The 19,746-nt window shown below is 63.2% G+C and carries 21 protein-coding genes; 6 read left to right on the plus strand and 15 right to left on the minus strand.

The genetic code is table 11. The features are described 5' to 3' along the window. The first annotated feature begins 114 nt into the window (after positions 1-114). The 4 genes from FB548_RS07305 (at position 115) to FB548_RS07320 (ending at position 6,064) form a co-directional block, all read left to right on the plus strand. Positions 115-459 carry a hypothetical protein gene (locus FB548_RS07305; protein WP_142124140.1) on the plus strand — a complete coding sequence of 115 codons (345 nt, stop codon included), beginning with the start codon at positions 115-117 and terminating at the stop codon, positions 457-459. A gap of 83 nt (positions 460-542) precedes the next feature. Then, positions 543-1,052 carry a hypothetical protein gene (locus FB548_RS07310; protein WP_185742024.1) on the plus strand — a complete coding sequence of 170 codons (510 nt, stop codon included), beginning with the start codon at positions 543-545 and terminating at the stop codon, positions 1,050-1,052. A gap of 1,973 nt (positions 1,053-3,025) precedes the next feature. Continuing rightward, the gene (locus FB548_RS07315) at positions 3,026-3,496 is read left to right on the plus strand and encodes a hypothetical protein (protein ID WP_142124142.1); all 471 of its coding nucleotides are present in this window, start codon (positions 3,026-3,028) and stop codon (positions 3,494-3,496) included. Between the two features lie 2,136 nt (positions 3,497-5,632). After that, the gene (locus tag FB548_RS07320) at positions 5,633-6,064 is read left to right on the plus strand and encodes a hypothetical protein (RefSeq protein ID WP_142124143.1); all 432 of its coding nucleotides are present in this window, start codon (positions 5,633-5,635) and stop codon (positions 6,062-6,064) included. Between the two features lie 99 nt (positions 6,065-6,163). Here FB548_RS07320 and lolD read toward each other — a convergent pair whose 3' ends face one another. From lolD to FB548_RS07370, 10 genes are all read right to left on the minus strand, one after another. Then, complete coding sequence (lolD, locus tag FB548_RS07325; protein ID WP_142124144.1) at positions 6,164-6,889, minus strand: lipoprotein-releasing ABC transporter ATP-binding protein LolD; 726 nt, start codon at positions 6,887-6,889, stop codon at positions 6,164-6,166. Next, positions 6,882-8,129, minus strand: coding sequence for a lipoprotein-releasing ABC transporter permease subunit (locus FB548_RS07330; RefSeq protein ID WP_142124145.1), 1,248 nt, complete (start codon positions 8,127-8,129; stop codon positions 6,882-6,884). Before FB548_RS07330 ends, lolD begins: the two co-directional genes overlap by 8 nt. Positions 8,130-8,133: 4 nt before the next feature. Next, positions 8,134-8,589: a hypothetical protein gene (locus tag FB548_RS07335; protein ID WP_142124146.1), complete on the minus strand. Its 456-nt coding sequence runs from the start codon at positions 8,587-8,589 to the stop codon at positions 8,134-8,136. Then, positions 8,540-8,788 (minus strand): succinate dehydrogenase assembly factor 2, encoded by a 249-nt coding sequence (locus tag FB548_RS07340; protein ID WP_142124147.1) that lies wholly within the window; start codon positions 8,786-8,788, stop codon positions 8,540-8,542. Before FB548_RS07340 ends, FB548_RS07335 begins: the two co-directional genes overlap by 50 nt. After that, the gene (locus FB548_RS07345) at positions 8,785-9,216 is read right to left on the minus strand and encodes an MAPEG family protein (protein ID WP_142124148.1); all 432 of its coding nucleotides are present in this window, start codon (positions 9,214-9,216) and stop codon (positions 8,785-8,787) included. Before FB548_RS07345 ends, FB548_RS07340 begins: the two co-directional genes overlap by 4 nt. A gap of 4 nt (positions 9,217-9,220) precedes the next feature. Next, positions 9,221-10,003 carry a succinate dehydrogenase iron-sulfur subunit gene (locus FB548_RS07350; RefSeq protein ID WP_142124149.1) on the minus strand — a complete coding sequence of 261 codons (783 nt, stop codon included), beginning with the start codon at positions 10,001-10,003 and terminating at the stop codon, positions 9,221-9,223. Positions 10,004-10,109: 106 nt separating this feature from the next. Beyond that, a complete protein-coding gene (sdhA, locus tag FB548_RS07355; RefSeq protein WP_142124150.1) occupies positions 10,110-11,900 on the minus strand; it encodes a succinate dehydrogenase flavoprotein subunit in 1,791 nt (596 codons plus the stop codon). Positions 11,901-11,905: 5 nt separating this feature from the next. Further along, positions 11,906-12,289 (minus strand): succinate dehydrogenase, hydrophobic membrane anchor protein, encoded by a 384-nt coding sequence (sdhD, locus tag FB548_RS07360; RefSeq protein ID WP_142124151.1) that lies wholly within the window; start codon positions 12,287-12,289, stop codon positions 11,906-11,908. Next, the gene (sdhC, locus tag FB548_RS07365) at positions 12,286-12,678 is read right to left on the minus strand and encodes a succinate dehydrogenase, cytochrome b556 subunit (protein WP_142124152.1); all 393 of its coding nucleotides are present in this window, start codon (positions 12,676-12,678) and stop codon (positions 12,286-12,288) included. The genes sdhD and sdhC overlap by 4 nt, the downstream gene beginning before the upstream one ends. A gap of 59 nt (positions 12,679-12,737) precedes the next feature. Further along, positions 12,738-12,923, minus strand: a complete 186-nt coding sequence (locus tag FB548_RS07370) for a DUF1674 domain-containing protein (RefSeq protein WP_142124153.1) — start codon at positions 12,921-12,923, stop codon at positions 12,738-12,740. Positions 12,924-12,962: 39 nt separating this feature from the next. On the opposite strand from FB548_RS07370, the gene FB548_RS07375 reads away from it, so the two are divergent. Both FB548_RS07375 and ubiM read left to right on the plus strand, forming a co-directional pair. Further along, positions 12,963-13,826, plus strand: a complete 864-nt coding sequence (locus tag FB548_RS07375; RefSeq protein WP_255470411.1) for a folate-binding protein — start codon at positions 12,963-12,965, stop codon at positions 13,824-13,826. 86 nt (positions 13,827-13,912) lie between these two features. Continuing rightward, entirely contained in the window at positions 13,913-15,145 is a 1,233-nt protein-coding gene (gene ubiM, locus FB548_RS07380; RefSeq protein ID WP_142124154.1) for a 5-demethoxyubiquinol-8 5-hydroxylase UbiM, read from the plus strand. Between the two features lie 3 nt (positions 15,146-15,148). Here the strand turns inward: ubiM and FB548_RS07385 are convergent, their stop codons facing one another. The 5 genes from FB548_RS07385 to FB548_RS07405 are packed head-to-tail and all read right to left on the minus strand — an operon-like array spanning position 15,149 to position 19,676. Next, positions 15,149-15,691: an NADPH-dependent FMN reductase gene (locus FB548_RS07385; protein ID WP_142124155.1), complete on the minus strand. Its 543-nt coding sequence runs from the start codon at positions 15,689-15,691 to the stop codon at positions 15,149-15,151. 29 nt (positions 15,692-15,720) lie between these two features. Then, on the minus strand, positions 15,721-17,985 hold the full coding sequence (locus FB548_RS07390; RefSeq protein WP_142124156.1) for a thiamine pyrophosphate-dependent enzyme: 2,265 nt from the start codon (positions 17,983-17,985) through the stop codon (positions 15,721-15,723). A 14-nt stretch (positions 17,986-17,999) separates the two neighbouring features. After that, positions 18,000-18,650, minus strand: a complete 651-nt coding sequence (locus FB548_RS07395) for a glutathione S-transferase family protein (RefSeq protein ID WP_142124157.1) — start codon at positions 18,648-18,650, stop codon at positions 18,000-18,002. Beyond that, complete coding sequence (locus FB548_RS07400) at positions 18,640-19,128, minus strand: hypothetical protein (protein ID WP_142124158.1); 489 nt, start codon at positions 19,126-19,128, stop codon at positions 18,640-18,642. Before FB548_RS07400 ends, FB548_RS07395 begins: the two co-directional genes overlap by 11 nt. Next, entirely contained in the window at positions 19,125-19,676 is a 552-nt protein-coding gene (locus FB548_RS07405; RefSeq protein ID WP_142124159.1) for a GNAT family N-acetyltransferase, read from the minus strand. Before FB548_RS07405 ends, FB548_RS07400 begins: the two co-directional genes overlap by 4 nt. Positions 19,677-19,746 lie beyond the last annotated feature (70 nt).

Below are 19,746 nucleotides of genomic sequence, written 5' to 3' on the forward strand. Positions count from 1 at the left end.
TTTCTCGCGACCGGTATGTCGAGCTTTCACGGAGCTGCCCCTAACAATTCATTCAAGCCGAACCCGCTTCGCGGGTCGGCTTAATTCTGGTGTTAGACCTTATTGGAGAGATCCATGCAGCTCAAAGAGTTCGTGTCACAAGCTCTTGTCGACATCATCGAAGGGGTGCGCGACGCTCAAGGCAAGGTCAATCTGCCAGGAGCGCAAGTCAATCCCCACATCAATAGCGGTACCGCCGAGTTAACTAAGCTCGGGATGGCTTGGGCAAGCGGTCGTGCAGCTCATTTGGTTCGGTTCGATCTGGCAATTACTGCAACCGAAGGTTCTGGCACAAAAGGTGGAATTGGAGTTCTGGCTGGCGCTATCAATCTCGGCAGTAGCGGTCAATCAAACTCTGAGAATGTCACCGCATCAAGGATTCAGTTCGCTGTTCCAGTTACTCTCCCAGACGCTAGCTAAGGTCTAACAATTCATTCAAGCCGACGCCGCTTCGCGGCGCGGCTTAATTCAGGCGTTAGGGCGCACTGGTGAGTACCTCGGACGTGCAACAAGAAGCCAATCCAAGAGCTCGCTTCTTCAATGAGGCTGGCGACTGCATTCCGCCGTTCGTGGATTCGTCGTGGCGCGGATGCTGCCTAAACCGCGACCGCTTCGACGCGACAATGATGCCTCGCTTCTTGTTTGAGGCGCTCATGGCCGCAACCGGCTCCAAAGAGTTTTGCGTCGCCTTCTATACGCCGGAGCAACCTCCGGCCCTAGGTGTCGCACCCAGTTGGGCCGCGTTCCATGCCGTAACTAGCCGTCCCGCTAACCAGTCACTAGAGCACGTTCTCTCTGATCCATCAGGCAATTGGGCCGTACTCTGCGAGCTAGATGTAGTCGTGTTGGGCGCTTCGCCAGAGATTGCAGCTCGCATCGACAATGAGCTTGAGCAACATGGCACCAGCCTCAAGCAGATGACCGTCTGGGACTATCCAGATACGCTCTCCCCAGATCCACGGTACGCGTACATGCGGGCAGTCGTCGGCCTGGAGCCCGCGGGTGCGCCCTAACAATTCATTCAAGCCGAAGCCGCTTCGCGGCTCGGCTTAATTCAGGCGTTAGCGCCCTCAATGCAGATTCGCGATTACAACGGCAAAGGCAACTGGAGCGTTGGCGCCGTCCAGAGCAGGCACTTGGAGTATTGCGCTCGTCTGGGAGTTCAGGCACCCCGCTCGCTTCAGCCAAAGACTTACGTGCGGCCTGACACGACCTGGATCTACCCAATCATGGAGCCAGTCATAGAGGGCATTAAGGCCGGCGATCCAGCATGTGCAACCCTAGGCGTCGAGTTCATAGAGCAGGACAGCACCTTTCCTTTCGGGCGCACACTCAAGAGCAATACCGCCCGAGCTTTAAAGAACGCAGACCTATCGCAGGCCCTCAAGACACGCATAAAGCGCCGAGTGGCGGCCATGCTAGCTGACGGCAATACACCTCGCGAGTTCAAGGAGTACGCGCGCCTACTCCGCAAAGTCGGTTTCGATGATCTTTGGCCCCGGATGGTGGCATCAGCACCCATTGGCAATAAGTACGCTATGCGACATTTCGCTTACTTTCGTGCAATCCAAGAGCGCTCTCCCGCAGTTGTGTCGGGCGGGCGCTAACAATTCATTCAAGCCGAACCCGCTTCGCGGGTCGGCTTAATTCAGGCGTTAGCGGGCATGGGGAGATTGTCGCAACTTGCCGTTCTCTTAGTTTCAGCTTTGGCAGGCTGCGACAGCATTGATGTCGCGGAGACTTCATACCCTGACATGGCGGCAGCAGCTTCGCGCGGCGGCATTTCAAGCGGCTGGATTCCCGAGTGGCTCCCCGCCAGCGCAACACAGCTTCGTGAGATCCATAATATCGACACAAATGAGAGCGCCCTGGCATTCAATATCTCAAACAGAGATAGCTGGCGCCCACCAATCCAGTGCAAATTTGTTATGCCTTCTGTCATTGTCCCATCACGTTATCGTCCGTCGTGGTGGCCGGACGCGGTCGAGCTAGACCGCTCGTATACGTTCTATAGTTGCCCAAGTGATGTATCACCCACATCGATGTTTGTTGGCATTCACAAAGCTGGCGGCCGTGGATTGCACTGGCGCGTCTCTGCCCGCTAACAATTCATTCAAGCCGAACCCGCTTCGCGGGTCGGCTTAATTCTGGTGTTAGGCCCCGCAGCAGGGTTCACGATGACCACGCAGTCCTCGACAGCATCAGATGGTCGGCTATTCGCAGTTGTCGCAACGACGTCGTTGCTTCTCTTTGTTCTTTCTTACATCGCCCTTTGTCTAGTCGTGCTGCGCAAGCCCGACTGGCTACCTACCGGTTCGATCTTGAGCGCCTCGCTTATTGGTCCACCTTATTGGCTCGTTTGGGGACCCGGGGCACACACCATGTTCTGGGGCTCCACTCTCGCGGTTGCGGTCGTCGCAGCTATTGGCGCGTGTTCGCGCGTGCTTGTGCTGCCTTGTGCCGGGCTTTGCTTTCTCGTGTGGCTTAGTTCAGGATTTCTTGCAGTGGCCATGTCTGTCTAGATGGGCGGGGTCTAACAGATCATTCAAGCCGAACCCGCTTCGCGGGTCGGCTTAATTCTGGTGTTAGGCATGCTATGAGCCACTCACTTGAACCCTTAAAGGATCCCCGAGAATGGACAGTTACGCGCTACTGCGTTGATCTATCGCCAGACACGTCTGCTCCAATATCGGTAGCAATCACACTGCAGCACAACGGCGGCTCCATTCGCACGCTCGTCTTTAGCAACCCTAGGTTCGAGCAGTTTGGCCCCTTCCAGGTACCGCAACTGCAGCACATTCAAGTAAAGAGCACCGCAGATCGTGGGTGGGAGTCCGAGGCTAGCCTTGAGGTTTGCGAGCTACTGGAAGACCAAAGCACTCTGTTCTGGGCATCGTCCGTCGAGGCGCATGCCTAACAATTCATTCAAGCCGAACCCGCTTCGCGGGTCGGCTTAACTCAGGTGTTAGACAGGGGAGATGGTTTCGTGGGGATTGAGGTTCTAGTTTCACTGCTGGCTGGCTTACTCAGCATGACCCTTGGTGGGCTTGCCTCGACGGAAGCGATCCGTAAGGCTGTGAGACACATTCTCAACATACAGACTGCGCCAGCTGAAAAGAGTTACAGCGAACGGCTTTCTGAACTTACCGCTAGCCTAACCGATGCATCTGAACAAGTAGATTCCGTGCTTTCCGAGCTTTCTCGCGTAGCTCAAGAGAAAGAGAGGGCCGCCCTGAAACTGGCGGAGGAACTCGCTGAACTAGAGGACAAGGAGCTAGAGCTAAAGCAGCGTGTTGACGCGCTTCAGAATATGCCGCTCCCAGCAGTTGAGCACTTTGCCAAAATTATTGGATCAGGTGAGAAACGTAGCGCAAAGCGCGACTACTTCCTTTTTGGGGCTGGCGTCATAGTTAGCACCGCGATCGCGATCGGCTTAAAACTACTTGGGCTTGGCTAAGGCCCTGTCTAACAATTGGTTCAAGCCGAGCCCGCTTCGCGGCCACGGCAGAGCGCCGTAGGATTGTCACTCTGCCGTGGCCGCAAAGCGGGCCGGCTTAACTCAGGCGTTAGGGGGCTGTGTGAGTTGGTGGCGCGGTCAAAATCTTGAAGGCCCGTTGCACGGCCCTGATGGCCGTTCTTGGCACTTCCTTGTCTGGCACGGCTCACTGGACAATCTTTACTCGCAGCGCATCTTTTTCTGGGATGAGGCAAGATCCGAAACTGGCTTCATAGAGCTGAAGGATGGTGACACTTTGCACATCGCTAAAATCCGCGATCGCCAACGCAAAGTCGTGCGAGATGCAGCATACCGCGCAAGGTGGTTTCAGCCATTGGAGTTCCCAATTGAGCGTCACTGGCCAGCCCCCTAACAATTCATTCAAGCCGAACCCGCTTCGCGGGTCGGCTTAATTCCGGTGTTAGGCGGCACATGGGCCATCCTCGCATTCACAGTGACAGGCAATGAATCATCCGAGCATTCTCGCCTTCGTAGAGCAGCAAGACGGTGTGCCGCGGGCCGATGGACTATTGCTTTATGGGCGAGAGGACCTTGCTGAGAGAAACACGACATTCGAGGTAGCTAACTACGTTCCCGGCTACTTGCTTGTTGGAGACGATAGTGGTGGTCGTGGGTTACTTGTCAGCTGCGCGCGACCGGCCCATCCCGTCTACATCTGTGGCCTTGGAGCTCTGGCATTGGAGGAGTTAACTCCCTTGTCAGACTCCCTTCGTCTCTGGGCTGAGTCCGGGTGTCCACTTCCTCGTTAGGGGTGTTAGTGTGCCGCCTAACAATTCATTCAAGCCGAACCCGCTTCGCGGGTCGGCTTAATTCCGGTGTTAGGTGCCTATGAAGCAATTGGTTTTCTTGCTTGCTTTAACCTCTGCAACTGCATGCAGCTCGCAACCTCCTGGGGTGAGGAATGCACCTATGGAAACTCCCGAAGCAACCTGCGGTACGATGCTTGGAGATGGCTGGGTCCTTACCAATCCGCCTGAGATCAGTCGTGAGCTTCTTGCCATGGCAGGCGTCTCACGACAGCCTGAAGCTATCTTGTGGTACTTGAGCGAGCCAGCTTCCTACACTGCATGCGTGCAGCTAAAGTCGACTCATGAGTGTAGCTATGCAGCGCATACCTTCACTCAGCTTCCCGAGCATGAGGGTAGAAACTGGGCCTACCTGAGTGGTTCGGTGAAGCGGCAATGGTGCATGTAGCAATCACTGGACGGCACCTAACAATTCATTCAAGCCGAACCCGCTTCGCGGGTCGGCTTAATTCCGGTGTTATGCGTGGGTAGGTGTGTTGGTGTTGTCGGCTTCGGTGATGCTGCAGCCTCCGCTCCGGCGCTGGCTTCGGCGTTGATCGGTAGCTGATCTGTTCGACTCGCTCGCACTCCCCCCACTTCGCTTCAATCGGCTTCGGGCGCATCGCGTTCGCGCCGCTCGGCAAAGGATGGCTTCATGGCTTACGGATTGGCGGCGCTCTCGGCTTCGATCTTTGCTGGCCTCGACCTGCCCCGTGCTGGCGGAAGCTTTGTCCGTGCTCCCTGGTCTCCCAGCCCCGTTGCGGGCCACCGGCTTCGGGTTTACCTTGGCGCGCATAACAGTTCGTCCAAGCCGAACCCGCTTCGCGGGTCGGCTTAACTCAGGTGTTAGGCAGCATTAGACAGTGCAACGTTATCCTCAATCTCGGCTGATACTCCTAGACGCTTACGCCGTCCAGCTAACGTGGATACTGACACTAGTTTTCCTTGCCGTGCTTGGCCTCGTGATTCTGATCGGAGCGCATATGCACCTCTTCTATGCTTCACTTGCTCTTGCCGCACTCGCGCTTCTATTGCATGTTGCCCTTGCCCTGTCGCACAGTTGTCCAAAATGTGGCAAGCATCCGACTATCCAGGGGTTTGCACCGCCGCATCCGAGCGTAGCATCCGACGGGGACGCCGCATGGGCTACAGTCGTTCGTGACGTCCTCAAAAAACGAGCATTTACTTGCTTTCACTGCGGCAGTAGTTTCCGTGTCTCGGATGCTGCCTAACAATTTATTCAAGCCGAACCCGCTTCGCGGGTCGGCTTAATTCTGGTGTTAGGCCCCGCATGAAGCTAGTCGGATTCTCAATTTCAGAAGACTTCATCGCGCTACAGCGCAGCCCTGATCATTATGACCTCCATAACAACTTTGAGTTTCAAGGCTTGTCGTACAACCCGACGCAACGGACGCTGGACCTGCGCTGGCGTCGCGGTGTCGGGGGGTGGGTAAAGCCGATGGAGCCATCCGAGTTGCTCCTCTCCTTTACCGGCGTGTATTTGTTCAAAGCCCAAGAACGAGATCCGGCCATACCGTTCACGGAGGATGACTGCCTTGACTCCATCGGCTTCATCTGGGATGAACTAGTGGCCGAGATGCGGGGGTTCACCTCAAACCAACCTGGAGAGGGCTGCACCCATCTCGTAGCCACTTTCATGAGCGGCTTTAGCATTAAGGTCGGCGCCGATTCCGTGGTGTTGCATTCCGCGGGCGGAGCCTAACAATTCATTCAAGCCGAACCCGCTTCGCGGGTCGGCTTAATTCAGCAACTGTCTTCCAATCAGCGCTCAGATGTCATGACCCAGCGGCTTCTGCACAGGTCAGACCGCGTCCTGCGCCAGTTCGCGCAGTTTTCCCTCGTGCAGTTCCAGCACACGGTCCAGCCGGCGCGCCAGCCGCCGATCGTGGGTCACCAGCACCAGGCTGGTCTTCTGAGCACGATTGAGTTCAAGCATCAGGTCAAACACCGTCGCAGCCGTCTTCTCGTCCAGGTTGCCGGTGGGCTCGTCGCCCAGCACGCAGGCGGGTTGATTCACCAGCGCCCGCGCCACTGCGGCACGCTGGCGCTCGCCGCCTGACAGTTCGCCCGGCTTGTGCGCCAGACGATGACCCAGCCCCACCGCTTCGAGCAGCGACCTGGCCTTGCTGCCCGCGTCATCTGTGGCGGCACCGCCCAGCATCACCGGCATCATGACGTTCTCCAGCGCGGTGAATTCAGGCAGCAGATGATGGAACTGGTAGACGAAGCCAAGCGCCTTGTTGCGCAACTGGCCACGCGCGGCATCCGACAATGAAGACATCTTCTGCCCGGCCACGTATACCTCGCCCGAGGTCGGCGTATCCAGTCCGCCGAGCAGATGCAGCAACGTACTCTTGCCGGCACCGGACGCCCCGACGATCGCCACGGTTTCGCCGGGCTGCACATTGAGCTCCAGCCCATCGAACACGGGCGTGCGCAGCTTGCCTTCCGCGTAGGTCTTGCCAAGCGCCTCGGCGTGGATGACGGCGGAACGGATGGCGTCGTTCATGCGATTCGGTTCACTCATAGCGAAGCGCCTCCGCCGGCTGCGTGCGGGCGGCGCGCCATGCGGGATACAGCGTGGCCAGGAAGCTCATGGTGAGGGCAACGGCGGCGATCAGCACCACCTCGCCCGCGTCCAGTTCATACGGCAGGCCGGTGATGTAGTACACGTCAGGAGGCAACAACGTCACCTTGAACACCGCCTCGATGGCGGCAAGGATGTATTCCAGATTGATGGTCAGCAGAATGCCGCCGACCACGCCCAGCACCGTGCCCATCACGCCGATCAGGACGCCCTGCACCATGAACACCTGCATGACGCCGCGCGGCGTAAGGCCCAATGTGCGCAGGATGGCGATGTCGGCCTGTTTGTCGGTTACCAGCATGACCTGCGAGTTCACCAGCGAGAACGCGCCCATCAGGATGATGAAGGACAACAGGATGCCCATCACCGTCTTTTCCATCTTCAGCGAGTGGTAGAGGTTGGCGTTCTCGCTGGTCCAGTCGCTGATGCGGTACGGACCCTGCAATCGCAGCGCCAGATCGCGCGCGACTTCCCAGGATTGGTACATGTCGTGCAGCTTCATGCGTACGCCGGTAACGCCCTCGCCCATTCGCAAAACACGCTGGAGATCGCTCATATGGACCAGCGCCAGGTTGCGGTCTACATCGTTGTGACCCACGGAAAAGATGCCCGTAACAGTGAACCGCTTGATCTTGGGCATCGCCCCCATGGGAGTGCCCTGGAAATCGCCTGCAGTGACCACCACGCTGTCGCCGACGCCGACACGCAACCAGGCCGCCAGTTCCTGTCCGAGCAGGATGTGGAATTCGCCAGGCTTCAGCGAATCCAGCGAGCCCGCCTTCATCTTGTCGCCGATGACGGAGACCTTGGGCTCCTCCCCCGGCAGGATGCCGGTGACCAGCGCGCCCTGCGGATCGGCGTTGCCGGTCAGCATGGCCTGCACGTGGATGAAGGGCGCGGCACCGGCCACGCGCGGATCGTCCATGGCGACCTTGGTCGCATGCGGCCAGTCCTGCATCGCTTCACCCGCGCCCATCACGGTGGCATGCGCGGTGGCCTGCAACAGGCGGTCGCGGATCTCGCGCTGGAACCCGCTCATCACCGACAGCGTGGTGATCAGGATCATCACGCCCAACGCGATGCCCAGGACCGAAGCGAGCGAAATGAAGGAGATAAAACCGTTGCGGCGCTTGGCGCGGAGATAGCGCAGGCCGATGGCGACAGGAATGGGCTTGAACATCGGCCTATGGTGCCCGATCCCTCCGGTGCCGCCCAGCGTCCCCGTCGCCCGCAGCAAGCCGGAGTTCACGCCGCTGCGGGGCGGGCAGCGTGTCCGGCCACCAGGCTGCATGCCGCCAGCGCCCGCCGGCGCACGCTCTCCAGCGCAGGAACGCCAGCGGACCCCGCCACTGCAGGTGTGCATCCAGCATCGGTCGGCCGTCGACGGTGGGTGGGCGGCCGTTGCCGGGGAACCAGAACGCGAGACGCTCCAACCTCCCCTCCCGGCGCGCACGCCACGCGCCGTAGCCGAGCGAAGCGACGGCAAGAGGCCACGCGAACAGGCCAGGCATCTCGCTGGCCAGCACCGACATCGCGCCCAACAGCCCCAGCAGGATCAGCACCGCCTGCAGCAGGCGCGACGGTCGCCACTCAAGCCGGCAGTTGACGGATCCGTTCGACCAGCGCGGCGACTTCGACATCGGGACACTGCTCATAGCCCATGAACCAGCGCCAGAGCTTATCGTCCTCGCAATCGAGCAGGCGTAGGAAAACCACCCGTTGCGGCTCGGATTCGGTCGCCCAGCAGCGCGCCAAGTAGCGGTCGAACAACTGGTCCAGTTCGCGCATGCCGCGCCGGCAGCGCCAACGGATGCGCTTGAGTTCGGGATCGTCGGTCATGCGGCGGCCAGGGCCAGGGCGAGCCGCACCCAGAACGCGAACAACACCAGCGTCGCCAGCGCATAGGCCACGAAGCGCGTCATGACATGGTTGAACGTGCAGTGGACCACGCTGTGCACGGCACGCAAGCCGACGAAGGACCACGCCAGCACGAGCGACGCGGTATCCGCCACGCCGAGCTGCGCGGACATCAGCACGCCGGCGTAGAACAGGACGGGCAGCTCGAACAGGTTGCGGAAATTGTCCGATGCACGCGTGTCGGCCAGCAGGCGGACGGCGTCGGCGGCGCTCCCAAGCGCCTGCGCATCGATGCGCTTGCGCGCCATCTCACCCAGGCGCAACTGATACAGCCTGACCCACACCAGGAAGGTCAGGCCGGCCATCGCCACCGCGGGCCAGAGGATCGCCGTGGCAGGTGCAGCGCCCATGGCGTCAGGCGCGACGCGCCATCATCAACTTCTTGATCTCGGCGATCGCCAGCGCCGGGTTCAACCCCTTCGGGCAGGTCCGTGCGCAGTTCATGATCGTGTGGCAGCGGTAAAGCTTGAACGGATCTTCCAGATCGTCCAGGCGCGCACCGGTGTCCTCGTCGCGCGAGTCGATGATCCAGCGATAAGCCTGCAGCAGGATCGCCGGGCCCAGGTAGCGCTCACCGTTCCACCAATAGCTGGGGCAGCTGGTCGAGCAGCAGGCGCACAGGATGCACTCGTACAGGCCATCGAGCTTCTTGCGGTCTTCCGGCGACTGCAGGCGCTCGCGATCCGGCGGCGGTGGGGTCTGCGTGCGGATCCAGGGCTTGATCGAGGCGTACTGCGCGTAGAAGTGGGTCAGGTCGGGAACCAGGTCCTTCACCACGTCCATGTGCGGCAGCGGATAGATCGGCACTTCCGCCTTGGTGCAGTCGCCGATGGCCTTAGTGCACGCCAGCGTGTTGGTGCCGTCGATGTTCATCGCGCATGAACCGCAGATGCCTTCGCGGCACGAGCGGCGGAACGTCAGCGTGGGATCGATCTCGTTCTTGATCTTGATCAGCGCGTCCAGGACCATCGGACCGCACTTGTCGAGATCGATCTCGTACGTGTCCGTGCGCGGATTGGCGCCGTCGTCAGGGTTCCAGCGGTACACCTTGAAGGTGCGCACGTTCTTGGCGCCCTTCGCGGGGAAGTGCTTGCCCTTGGTGACGCGCGAGTTCTTCGGGAGGGAAAATTCAGCCATGGGTTTAAGTCCGTGATTCGTGATGAGTGATTAGTGATTCGAAGAAGCGGATCGCGGCACCTGGGGCGGCCGGCGAATCACCCATCACGAATCACCATTCACGGCTTTAGTAGACGCGCGGCTTGGGCGGCACCACATCCACGTCCTTGCTGAGCGTGTACATGTGCACGGGGCGGGAATCGAAGCTGCACGCGCCGTCGTCGGCCACGTTGACCAGTGTGTGCTTCTGCCAGTTGACGTCGTCGCGCTCCGGGAAGTCCTCGTGCGCATGCGCACCGCGACTCTCGTGGCGCTGTTCGGCGGAGTTGATCGTGGCCACGGCATTGAGCAGCAGGTTGTGCAACTCATATGTTTCGATCAGGTCCGAGTTCCAGACCAGCGAGCGGTCGCTGACCTTGACGTCCTGGAAGCTGGAGAAGATGTCGGCCATCTTGTCGCAGCCTTCCTTCAGCGTCTTGCTGGTGCGGAAGACCGCGGCATCGGCCTGCATGGTGCGCTGCATGTTGTCGCGGATCACCGACGTCGGCGTATCGCCGTTGGCGTTGCGCAGCTTGTCCAGGTGCGCCAGCGCCTTGTCGCAGGCGTCGCCCGCCAGCGGCTTGTGCGACGAACCACTCTTGATGGTCTCGGCGCAGCGGTTGGCGACCGCGCGGCCGAACACCACCAGGTCCAGCAGCGAGTTGGAACCCAGGCGGTTGGCGCCGTGCACCGACACGCAGGCCGCCTCGCCGATGGCGTAGAGGCCGGGAACGACCGCATCCGGGTTGTCGCCGACCTTGCGCACCACTTCGCCGTGGTAGTTGGTCGGGATGCCGCCCATGTTGTAGTGCACGGTCGGAATGACCGGGATCGGCTGCCTGGTCACGTCCACGCCGGCGAAAATGTGGGCGCTCTCGGCGATGCCGGGCAGCTTCTCGTTGATGACTTCCGGCCCCAGGTGGGTCAGGTCAAGCAGGATGTGGTCCTTGTGCTCGCCCACGCCGCGGCCTTCGCGGATCTCGATGGTCATCGAGCGGCTGACCACGTCGCGCGAGGCCAGGTCCTTGTAGTGAGGCGCGTAGCGCTCCATGAACCGCTCGCCATTGCTGTTGCGCAGGATGCCGCCTTCACCGCGCACGCCCTCGGTGATCAGGCAGCCCGCGCCGTAGATGCCGGTGGGGTGGAACTGCACGAACTCCATGTCCTGCATCGGCAGGCCGGCGCGCATCACCATGCCACCACCGTCGCCGGTGCAGGTATGGGCGGAGGTCGCCGAGAAGTACGCGCGGCCGTAACCGCCGGTGGCCAGCACCACACCATGCGAACGGAACAGGTGCAGCGTGCCGGTGGCCATGTCCAGGGCCAACACGCCGCGGCAGGCGCCTTCTTCGTCGAAGATCAGGTCCAGCGCGAAGTACTCGACCATGAAGCGCGCATCGTGCGCCAGCGACTGCTGGTAAAGCGTGTGCAGCATGGCGTGGCCGGTGCGGTCGGCGGCGGCGCAGGTGCGCTGCGCCGGCGGGCCTTCGCCGAACTTGGTGGTCATGCCGCCGAACGGACGCTGGTAGATCTTGCCGTCCTCGGTGCGGGAGAACGGCACGCCGTAGTGCTCCAGCTCGATGATGGCCGGGATGGCCTCGCGGCACATGTACTCGATGGCGTCCTGGTCGCCCAGCCAGTCCGAGCCCTTGATGGTGTCGTAGAAGTGGTAGCGCCAGTCGTCCTCGCCCATGTTGCCCAGCGCGGCGGAGATGCCGCCCTGCGCCGCCACAGTGTGCGAGCGGGTCGGAAAGACCTTGGTCAGGCACACGGTCTGCAGGCCCTTGGCGGCCAGGCCGAAGGTCGCGCGCAGGCCGGCGCCGCCGGCGCCCACCACGACCATGTCGTACTTGTGTTCGGTGATCTTGTAAGCGGACATGTGGCTCAGTTCCCCAGCGCGATGCGGGCCACGGCGAAGACGCTCACGATGGCGCCCAGCACGGCGATGAATTTGACGGTGGTCTGCACCGCGAGGGCGAGCAGCGAGTTGTGCACATAATCTTCCAGCACGACCTGCAGGCCGAGCTGGGCGTGCCAGAACATGGCGACCAGGAAGCCGACCAGCAGCATGGCGTTCCACGGTTTGGCGATGGCGGCCGTGGCGGTGACGTAGTCGGCGCCGGACAGGCTCAGCACGAACACCAGGAACCAGATCGTCAGCGCGACCAGCGCGGTAGCGGTCAGGCGCTGGTGGACGAAATGTTCGGTACCGGTCTTCGCCGAGCCGAGACCGCGCGCGTTCTTGATGGGGGTACGGAAATCGCTCACGCGCCACCTCCCAGCAGCACATAGCCCCACACCAGGGCGGTGATGACCAGGCTGGCGATCACCGATAGCCAGCTGCTGCGCACGAACGTGGCGATGCGGTAGCCAATGGCGAAGTCCTGCACGATGTGGCGGATGCCGTTGCACAGGTGGTAAGCGAAGGCCCAGGTCCAGCCGAACAGGAACAGTTGGCCGTACCAGGCGCCCGCATGTCCGGTGAAGCAGTTCCAGGCATCCGGGCCGATCATCAGCGCGACGAGGCCCGCCGTGATCAGCAAGGCGCCTGCGGCGAGCACGATGCCGGTGGCGCGATGCAGGATGGAGGTCACCATCTGGATCTGCCAACGGTAGACCTGCAGATGGGGGGAAAGCGGACGTTGTGGAGTCGCCATTCGTTGCGCTCGTTGTCTCGGCTGGGCGGTCAGGACCGCGTTGGCTTTACGTGCACTGCTCAGAAATCGATGCAGCGCCCGTTCTTTTCCCAATCCCCGTAACGCGTGGGCTCGGGCCCGTCGCGGCCACCGATCTCCTTCTGCACGGCCGTGCCTGCTGCCCCTTCGCCGGATGTCGGCGGTGAGGTATCGGACGGCTGTGTTCCGGGATCGGGGTCGGTAGTCGGGGGAGTTTGACCTATCATGGCGGTCTCGCAACGCACAAAATTTTAATCCCCGCCCCCTTGGCTTACAACCTTTCCCCTACCACTGCGCCGGTTTTCAGCCTGCCCGACCATGCACTGGTGACGCTGGAAGGCCCGGATGCCGTGGCTTTCGCCCACGCCCAGTTCGCCAATGATGTCGCCGCGCTGGCGCCGGGACACTGGCAGTGGAATGCGTGGTTGACGCCCAAAGGGCGTGTGATCGCGGTATTCGCGTTGGCCAGGCTGTCCGGAGATCGCCTGTGGCTGGTGCTGCCCGATCATCCCGCCGGCCCCTTCGCCGAGGCGCTGCGCCGGTTCGTGTTTAGACGAAAGTTGAAGATCGATGTCCCGGACGACATCGCGGTCAGTGGCGCGTTCGCCGCGCCGATCCGTGCGCAGGGTGCCATGCTGGACGAAGCCGAAGGCGCGATCGAGTTCGATGCCGGTGGCGACGGCGGTCCACGCATGTGGCGCATCGGTCCTCCCGCCACGGAGGATCCGGCGTCGCAGGCTGCCTGGCAGGTCGCCGACCTGCGCCATGGCCTGCCCCGCTTGCCCGCCTCGCAGCGCGAACAGTGGACGCCCCAACAGCTCGCGCTCGATCGCCTGTCCGCGTACAGCGTCAAGAAGGGCTGCTATCCAGGCCAGGAGATCGTGGCGCGCACGCATTTCCTCGGCAAGGCCAAGCGTTCGCTGCAGTGCTTCAGTGCCAACGGCACGGTCGCCGTGGGTACGCCCGTGCGCGAAGGCGATCGCGATGTCGGCGAAGTCGCCTGCGTATCGACGGATGGCGAAGGCAGCGTGCTGCTGGCGGTGATGCCGCTGGAGCATGCAGGCACCGGCCTTTTCGCCGACAGCCATCCGCTCACCCGACAGCCACTGCTGGACGGCCTGCGCCGCTGACGCCTTCTGCGCGTGGATTGATCCACATCAATGACGCCTGCACGCAGCCGCCTAGACTGCTCCGGAACCCGAGCGGAGGCATGCGCATGCATCATGACGTCATCATCATCGGCGCCGGCCCGGCCGGCCTGTGCCTGGCCAAGGCCCTGTGCGACCTTGACCTGAAGGTGGCGCTGGTGGAACGCCAGCCGCGCGCCGCCATCGCCGAACCCGCCTTCGATGGCCGCGAGATCGCCCTGACGCATGCGTCGATGCGGTTGCTGCGCGATCTCGGCATCTGGCAGCTCCTGCCCGAGAATGCCTGCTCGCCACTGCGCGCAGCGCGCGTCATGGAAGGCGATTGCCTGCACGACATGCGCATCGATGCCGGCCTGGCCGGCAAGCCTGAGCTGGGCATGCTGGTGCCCAATCACTGCATCCGCGAGGCCGCCTGGAAGGCGGTCTGCGACCTGCCCGGCGTGGACGTGTTCGACAGTGCGCGGATCCATGCCGTCCGCACGACCGACGACCATGCCTGCGTCACGCTGGGGGACGGCCTGCGACTGGAGGCGCCGTTGCTGGTCGCCGCCGACAGCCGCTTCTCCGAAACGCGCCGCGCGATGGGTATCGGCGCGGACCAGTACGATTTCGGCAAGAGCATGCTGGTGTGCCGGATGCATCATGAGCAGCCGCACCGGGGCGTGGCCTGGGAATGGTTCGGCCACGGCCAGACGCTTGCGCTGCTGCCGCTGCAGGAACACCAGTCCTCCATTGTCGTCACCCTGCCCGACAGCGCGGCGAAGCGGCTGGCGGGATTGGACGTGGACACCTTCGCCCGCGAAATGGAACAGCGCTACGGGCATCGCCTCGGCCACATGCGACTGGAGAGCAGCCGCCACGTGTACCCGCTGGTGGGGGTGTACGCGCGCCGCTTCATCGGCCGCCGCTTTGCGTTGGTGGGCGATGCCGCAGTGGGCATGCACCCGGTGACGGCGCACGGCTTCAACCTGGGACTCGCCAGTGTGGAACGGTTGGCCGACATGGCGCGCGAAGCGCTGCACTGCGGCGCTGACCTCGGCTGCGCGGAAGGACTCGCGCGTTACGAGCGCCGTCACCGCCGTGGATCGCGGCCGCTGTACCTGGCCACGCGCGCGATCGTGGAGCTGTACACGAACGACCGCGCACCCGCCCGCATCGTGCGCGAAACCGTATTGCGTGCCGGCCGCCGACTCGCCCCGTTCCGGCGCGTACTGGCGCGCACGCTGGCCGACGAACGACCGCTGGACCGGCACCCGCTGCAACGCCTGCGGGATGGCATCGCGCTGCTGCGTCCCGCCTGAGGCTCAGGCGAGCCAGGCTTCGAAGCGGTCGAGGAACAGTTGCAGCCGCTTGCGCAGGCGCTCGTCGTTGACGGCGCCGTCCGCGTCGATCTGACCTTCGCGGTACTGGATGGCGATCTCAGGCTGCGGCAGCAGCGCGACATCCACCGCCGCCAGTACGTTGCGCAAGTGCTGCTGCGCGGACACCGTGCCGTGCGCGCCAGGCGACGTGCCGATCACGGCAGCGTACTTGCCCGCGAACGAATTGCTTCCCCCCGGGCGCGAACCGATGTCGATGGCGTTCTTCAGCACGCCCGGGATGGAACGGTTGTATTCCGGCGTGACGAACAGCAAGGCATCGCAGGCTTCCACCTGCTGCTTGAAGCGCGTGCCAGCCGCGGGGAAGTCTGCATCGTCGTCTTGGTCGTACAGTGGCAGGTCGGAGATGCCGATCTCTTCAAACACGAAACGGTCGCCCGCCAGCGCACGCACGGCACCGGCCAGCTGGCGGTTGAAGGAGCCGGCGCGCAGGCTGCCGATGATGACGCCGATGCGACGCGTGGACATGTCTGTTCCTGAGCGGGCGGGGACCGCCATCATGCCAGCCGGTCGGCCGCCGCGACGATGTCCTCGTCGCCCGGCAGCACCAGGAACGCCGCACCCGCCAGCGGGGTATAGGTGTCGGCACCGACCACGCGTTCAAAGGGCCGCGCACGGTAGCCCGCTTCCGCGATCGCGGTGATGATGCCTTCGCCCACGCCGGCGGCATGGCGGCCCTCGTCGACGACCAGGATGCGCTTGGCCGATGCCGCCTGCCTGGCGATGAACGCCTCGTTGAGCGGCACCAGCCAGCGCAGATCGACCACGCGCACCTTCCAACCATGCTTCTTCTCGATGCTGCGCGCAGCACGCAGGCTCATCGGCACGCCGTTGCCGTAGGTGAAGATGACCAGATCCTCCGCGTCCTCGCCATACACGCGGCCTTCGCCCAGCGACATCGCTTCGTCCTGCGCGGGATACGGGAACAGCCACTGGCCATCGCCTGCTTCGTGCAAGTCCTTGGTCATGTACAGCGCGATGGGCTCCAGGAACACCGTCACGCGGCCGTCCACCTTCGCCAGCGCCGCCAGCGTGCGCAGCATGGTGGCCGCATCGTCGCCACGCGACGGACAGCCCACGACGAGGCCCGGGATGTCGCGCAGCGCGGTGATCGAGTTGTCGTTGTGGAAGTGGCCGCCGAAGCCGCGCTGGTAGCCGAGGCCGGCGATCCGCACCACCATCGGGTTGCGGTACTGGTTGTTGCTGAAGAACTGCAGGCTGGCGGCCTCACCGCGGATCTGGTCGCAGGCGTTGTGGAAGTACGCCAGGTACTGTATTTCCGGGATCGGCAGCATGCCCAGGTTCGCATAGCCCTGTGCCAGGCCGAGGATCATGGTCTCGTCCAGCAGCGTATTGAACACGCGCGTGCCCTTGAACGCCTTCTGCAGCCCCTTGGTCACCGTGTAGACGCCCCCCTTCTGCGCAACGTCCTCGCCGAACAGCAGGGTCTCCGGATACTTGCAGAACAGGTCGTGCAATGCGTTGTTGATCTGGATGGCCAGGTGGCGCGGGGGCAGCTTCTCCGGCAGCTTGTCTTCGCTGCCGAATGCCGCAACGCGCTTGTCGTGTGGCGCCGTGCGCGCCGCCTCCGCCACCACGGCATCGGGCGTATACGGCGCCAGCGGCGCCATCACGTGTTCCAGCGTGGTGATGCGCGGACGACGGTCGGCGTCCTCGGCTGCGGCGAAACAGCGCTTCCGCGTGGCTTCATACAGGCCGAGCAGCGCGTCCTTGGACACGAGTCCGGATTCCAGCGCGATCGCCGCCGAACGCAGCAGCGGATCGGTCGCCTCGACCGCGCACAATTCTTCCAGCGGGCGCCATTCGATCTCGAAGTCGGTACCCGCGTGGCCCATGATCCGCGTGGTGCGCAGGTGCAGGAAGGTCGGTCGGCGCGTACGCCGGCAGTGATCCACCGCCGCCTGCACCTGCCCGTAGCCGGTCGCCAGGTCGAGGCCATCGGCGTGGAAGTAGTCCAGGTCCTTGCGATCACGGAAATTGCGGCCGATCCAGCCGTCCGGCGTCTTCACCGAGATGCCGATGCCGTTGTCTTCGCAGACGAACAGCACCGGCGCTGGCAGCTTCTGGTACGCGGTCCACGCTGCCGCATTGAACGCGGTCTGCGCGGTGGCATGGTTGCTGGAGGCATCGCCGAACGAGCAGATCGCGATGCTGTCGTCTGGAATAGGCAGCGCATGGCCGATGCGGCGCGCCTGCTCGATCGCCACCGCCGAGCCCAACGCCTTGGGCAAGTGCGAGGCGATGGTCGAGGTCTGCGGCAACACCCACAACGGCTTGCTGCCCCACACCTTGTGACGACCACCAGAGGCAGGATCGTCCGCGCTCGCGGCGAAGCTGAGCGCGGAATCCATCACCGGGTCCATGCCCGGCAGCTTGCGGAAGCGTTCCGCCATGAAACCGCCGCTGCGGTAGTGCAGGAAGGCGGGGTCAGTATGGCGCGTCAACCGCGCGACCATCGCATTTCCCTCGTGCCCGGAGCTGCCGATGGTGTAGAAGACTTTGTTCTGCACGCGCAGTACGCGTGCCATCAGGTCGAGGTGCCGCGAGATCAGCTGGGATTCCAGCAGCTCGATGAAGCCTTTCGCATCCAGCATGCTGCCGGGGAGTACCGCGTCGCCGGCCGCCGGCTTCGCGCCGACATGCCCACTCCAGTCCTTCACGAACTCGATGAAGTTCTGGTCACAGATCTCGGCACGGTTGAGGCCCTTCATGCGGGCCGGAATCGGATGATGTGCAGTCATGTGCTCGCTCAGGATCAGGAGGACGCCAGGCGCGCTGCGACGTCATCGCTCACGCCCGGCATGGAAACGAAGCCTGGCGTGGCGCGCATGCGCGCCAGCCAGTCGGTGATGCGCGGGTATGCGGACAGATCGAAACCGCCATCCCCCGCACAGTGGGTGTACGCGAACAGCGCGATGTCGGCCACGCCATATGCGGGACCCGTGAACCATGCTGCCCGTTCGAGATGCTTCTCCATCACAGCCAGCGCCTGTGCGCCCCGCTCGTGCAGGCGCGGCAGGTCGGCGCGACGCGGCGAGTCCAGCGGTGTCCAGCCGCGGATGAAGCGCGCCACCGCGATGTAAGGCTCGTGGCTGTATTGTTCGAAGAACAGCCAGCTCAGCGCCTGCGCACGCTGCCAGGCATCGGCCGGCAGGTACGTGCTGCCCTCCGCCAGCCAGCAGAGGATGGCGTTCGACTCCACCAGGACCGCACCATCGGCGCGCTCCAGCATCGGCACCTTGCCGTTCGGGTTCTTCGCCAGGTACGCGGGCGTGCGGGTGCCGCCGTTGGCGCTGTCGACCTCGATCCACGTGTATGGCCGGCCAAGCTGTTCGAGCAGCAGGCGCACCTTGTGGCAGTTGCCCGAGGTGGACATGCCGTGGACGGTGACGGACTCAGGCGACATGCGGATGCTCCGGCGGGACGGGAATGCGGGCGGCCTTGTCGAGATCCTTCCCGCGACCGAACGCGAGCAGGATGCGGCGTTGTTCTTCCAGCATCGGGAGGCGCACGGCGATCCCTGCGATGTCGATGCGCATGTCGTCGTGCACCCGCACCGCCTGCCATCCCGCCTCCGTCATCAGCTCCAGACCACCCATGACTTCCACGGGCATCGGCAGGTGCACGAAACGCGCGAAGGTGGAACGGAAGCGGGTTTCGTCCGCGGGGCGGTAGGTCGTATCGACATACTGTTTCCAGGCCTCGCGCAATCGCAGCGCATCCTGCCGGCTGCAGAGCACATCGATGTCCTGCGGCACGATGCCGGGAACGCCGGCCAGCACCATCGCCGCGCTTCCGATGATCCACCACGGATCGCAGAACATCCGCGCCATCTGCGGCAAGGCATCGTGCAAGCCTGCGTGCAGCGCGGACGTTGGGGTCACGGTAGGGCCGACCTGCGGGCCTGCCACTGCGCTCGCGCCTGACCCCATACCTCGACCGGTTTCTCATGGTGCGGTTCGGGCAGGCGATCCATGCGCAGGTAGGTCGATCCGATCTTGGCGGCTACCGTCTTGGAATTGGCGTTGACCGGATCGATGGTGTGGATCACCTCGTCCCAACCCAGGTGTTCGAACGCCCAGTCGATGCTGGCCGCGGCCGCTTCCGGCGCATAACCGCGACCCCAGGCTTCCCGCGCGATGCTCCAGCCGACCTCGGTACCCGGCCAGCCTTCAGGCTGCCATGGCCCTATCCGGCCAACCCAGCGACCCGTCGCCTTCTCGATCACCGAGAACATCCCGAACCCCTGCAGGTGCCAGCTGCCCAATGTGGCCGCGAGGCTTCGCCACGCGGGCGACCGTGCCTGCGTGCCACCTATGAAACGCGTGGCTTCCTCATCGGCGCCGAACGCCGCCCAGGCTTCGTAGTCCTCCCGCCGCGGCAGCCGCAGCAACAGGCGCGGAGTTTCAAGCTGGAGATTGGAAAGGTCCATCGACGCCACACCATCCCACCAGAAAACCGGACACAACGAGCAGCGACGCTCGACTTCCCTGCACCCATGC

Origin of the sequence: Pseudoxanthomonas sp. 3HH-4, assembly GCF_006716465.1 — a bacterium.
In the GTDB taxonomy this organism is placed as follows: domain Bacteria; phylum Pseudomonadota; class Gammaproteobacteria; order Xanthomonadales; family Xanthomonadaceae; genus Pseudoxanthomonas_A.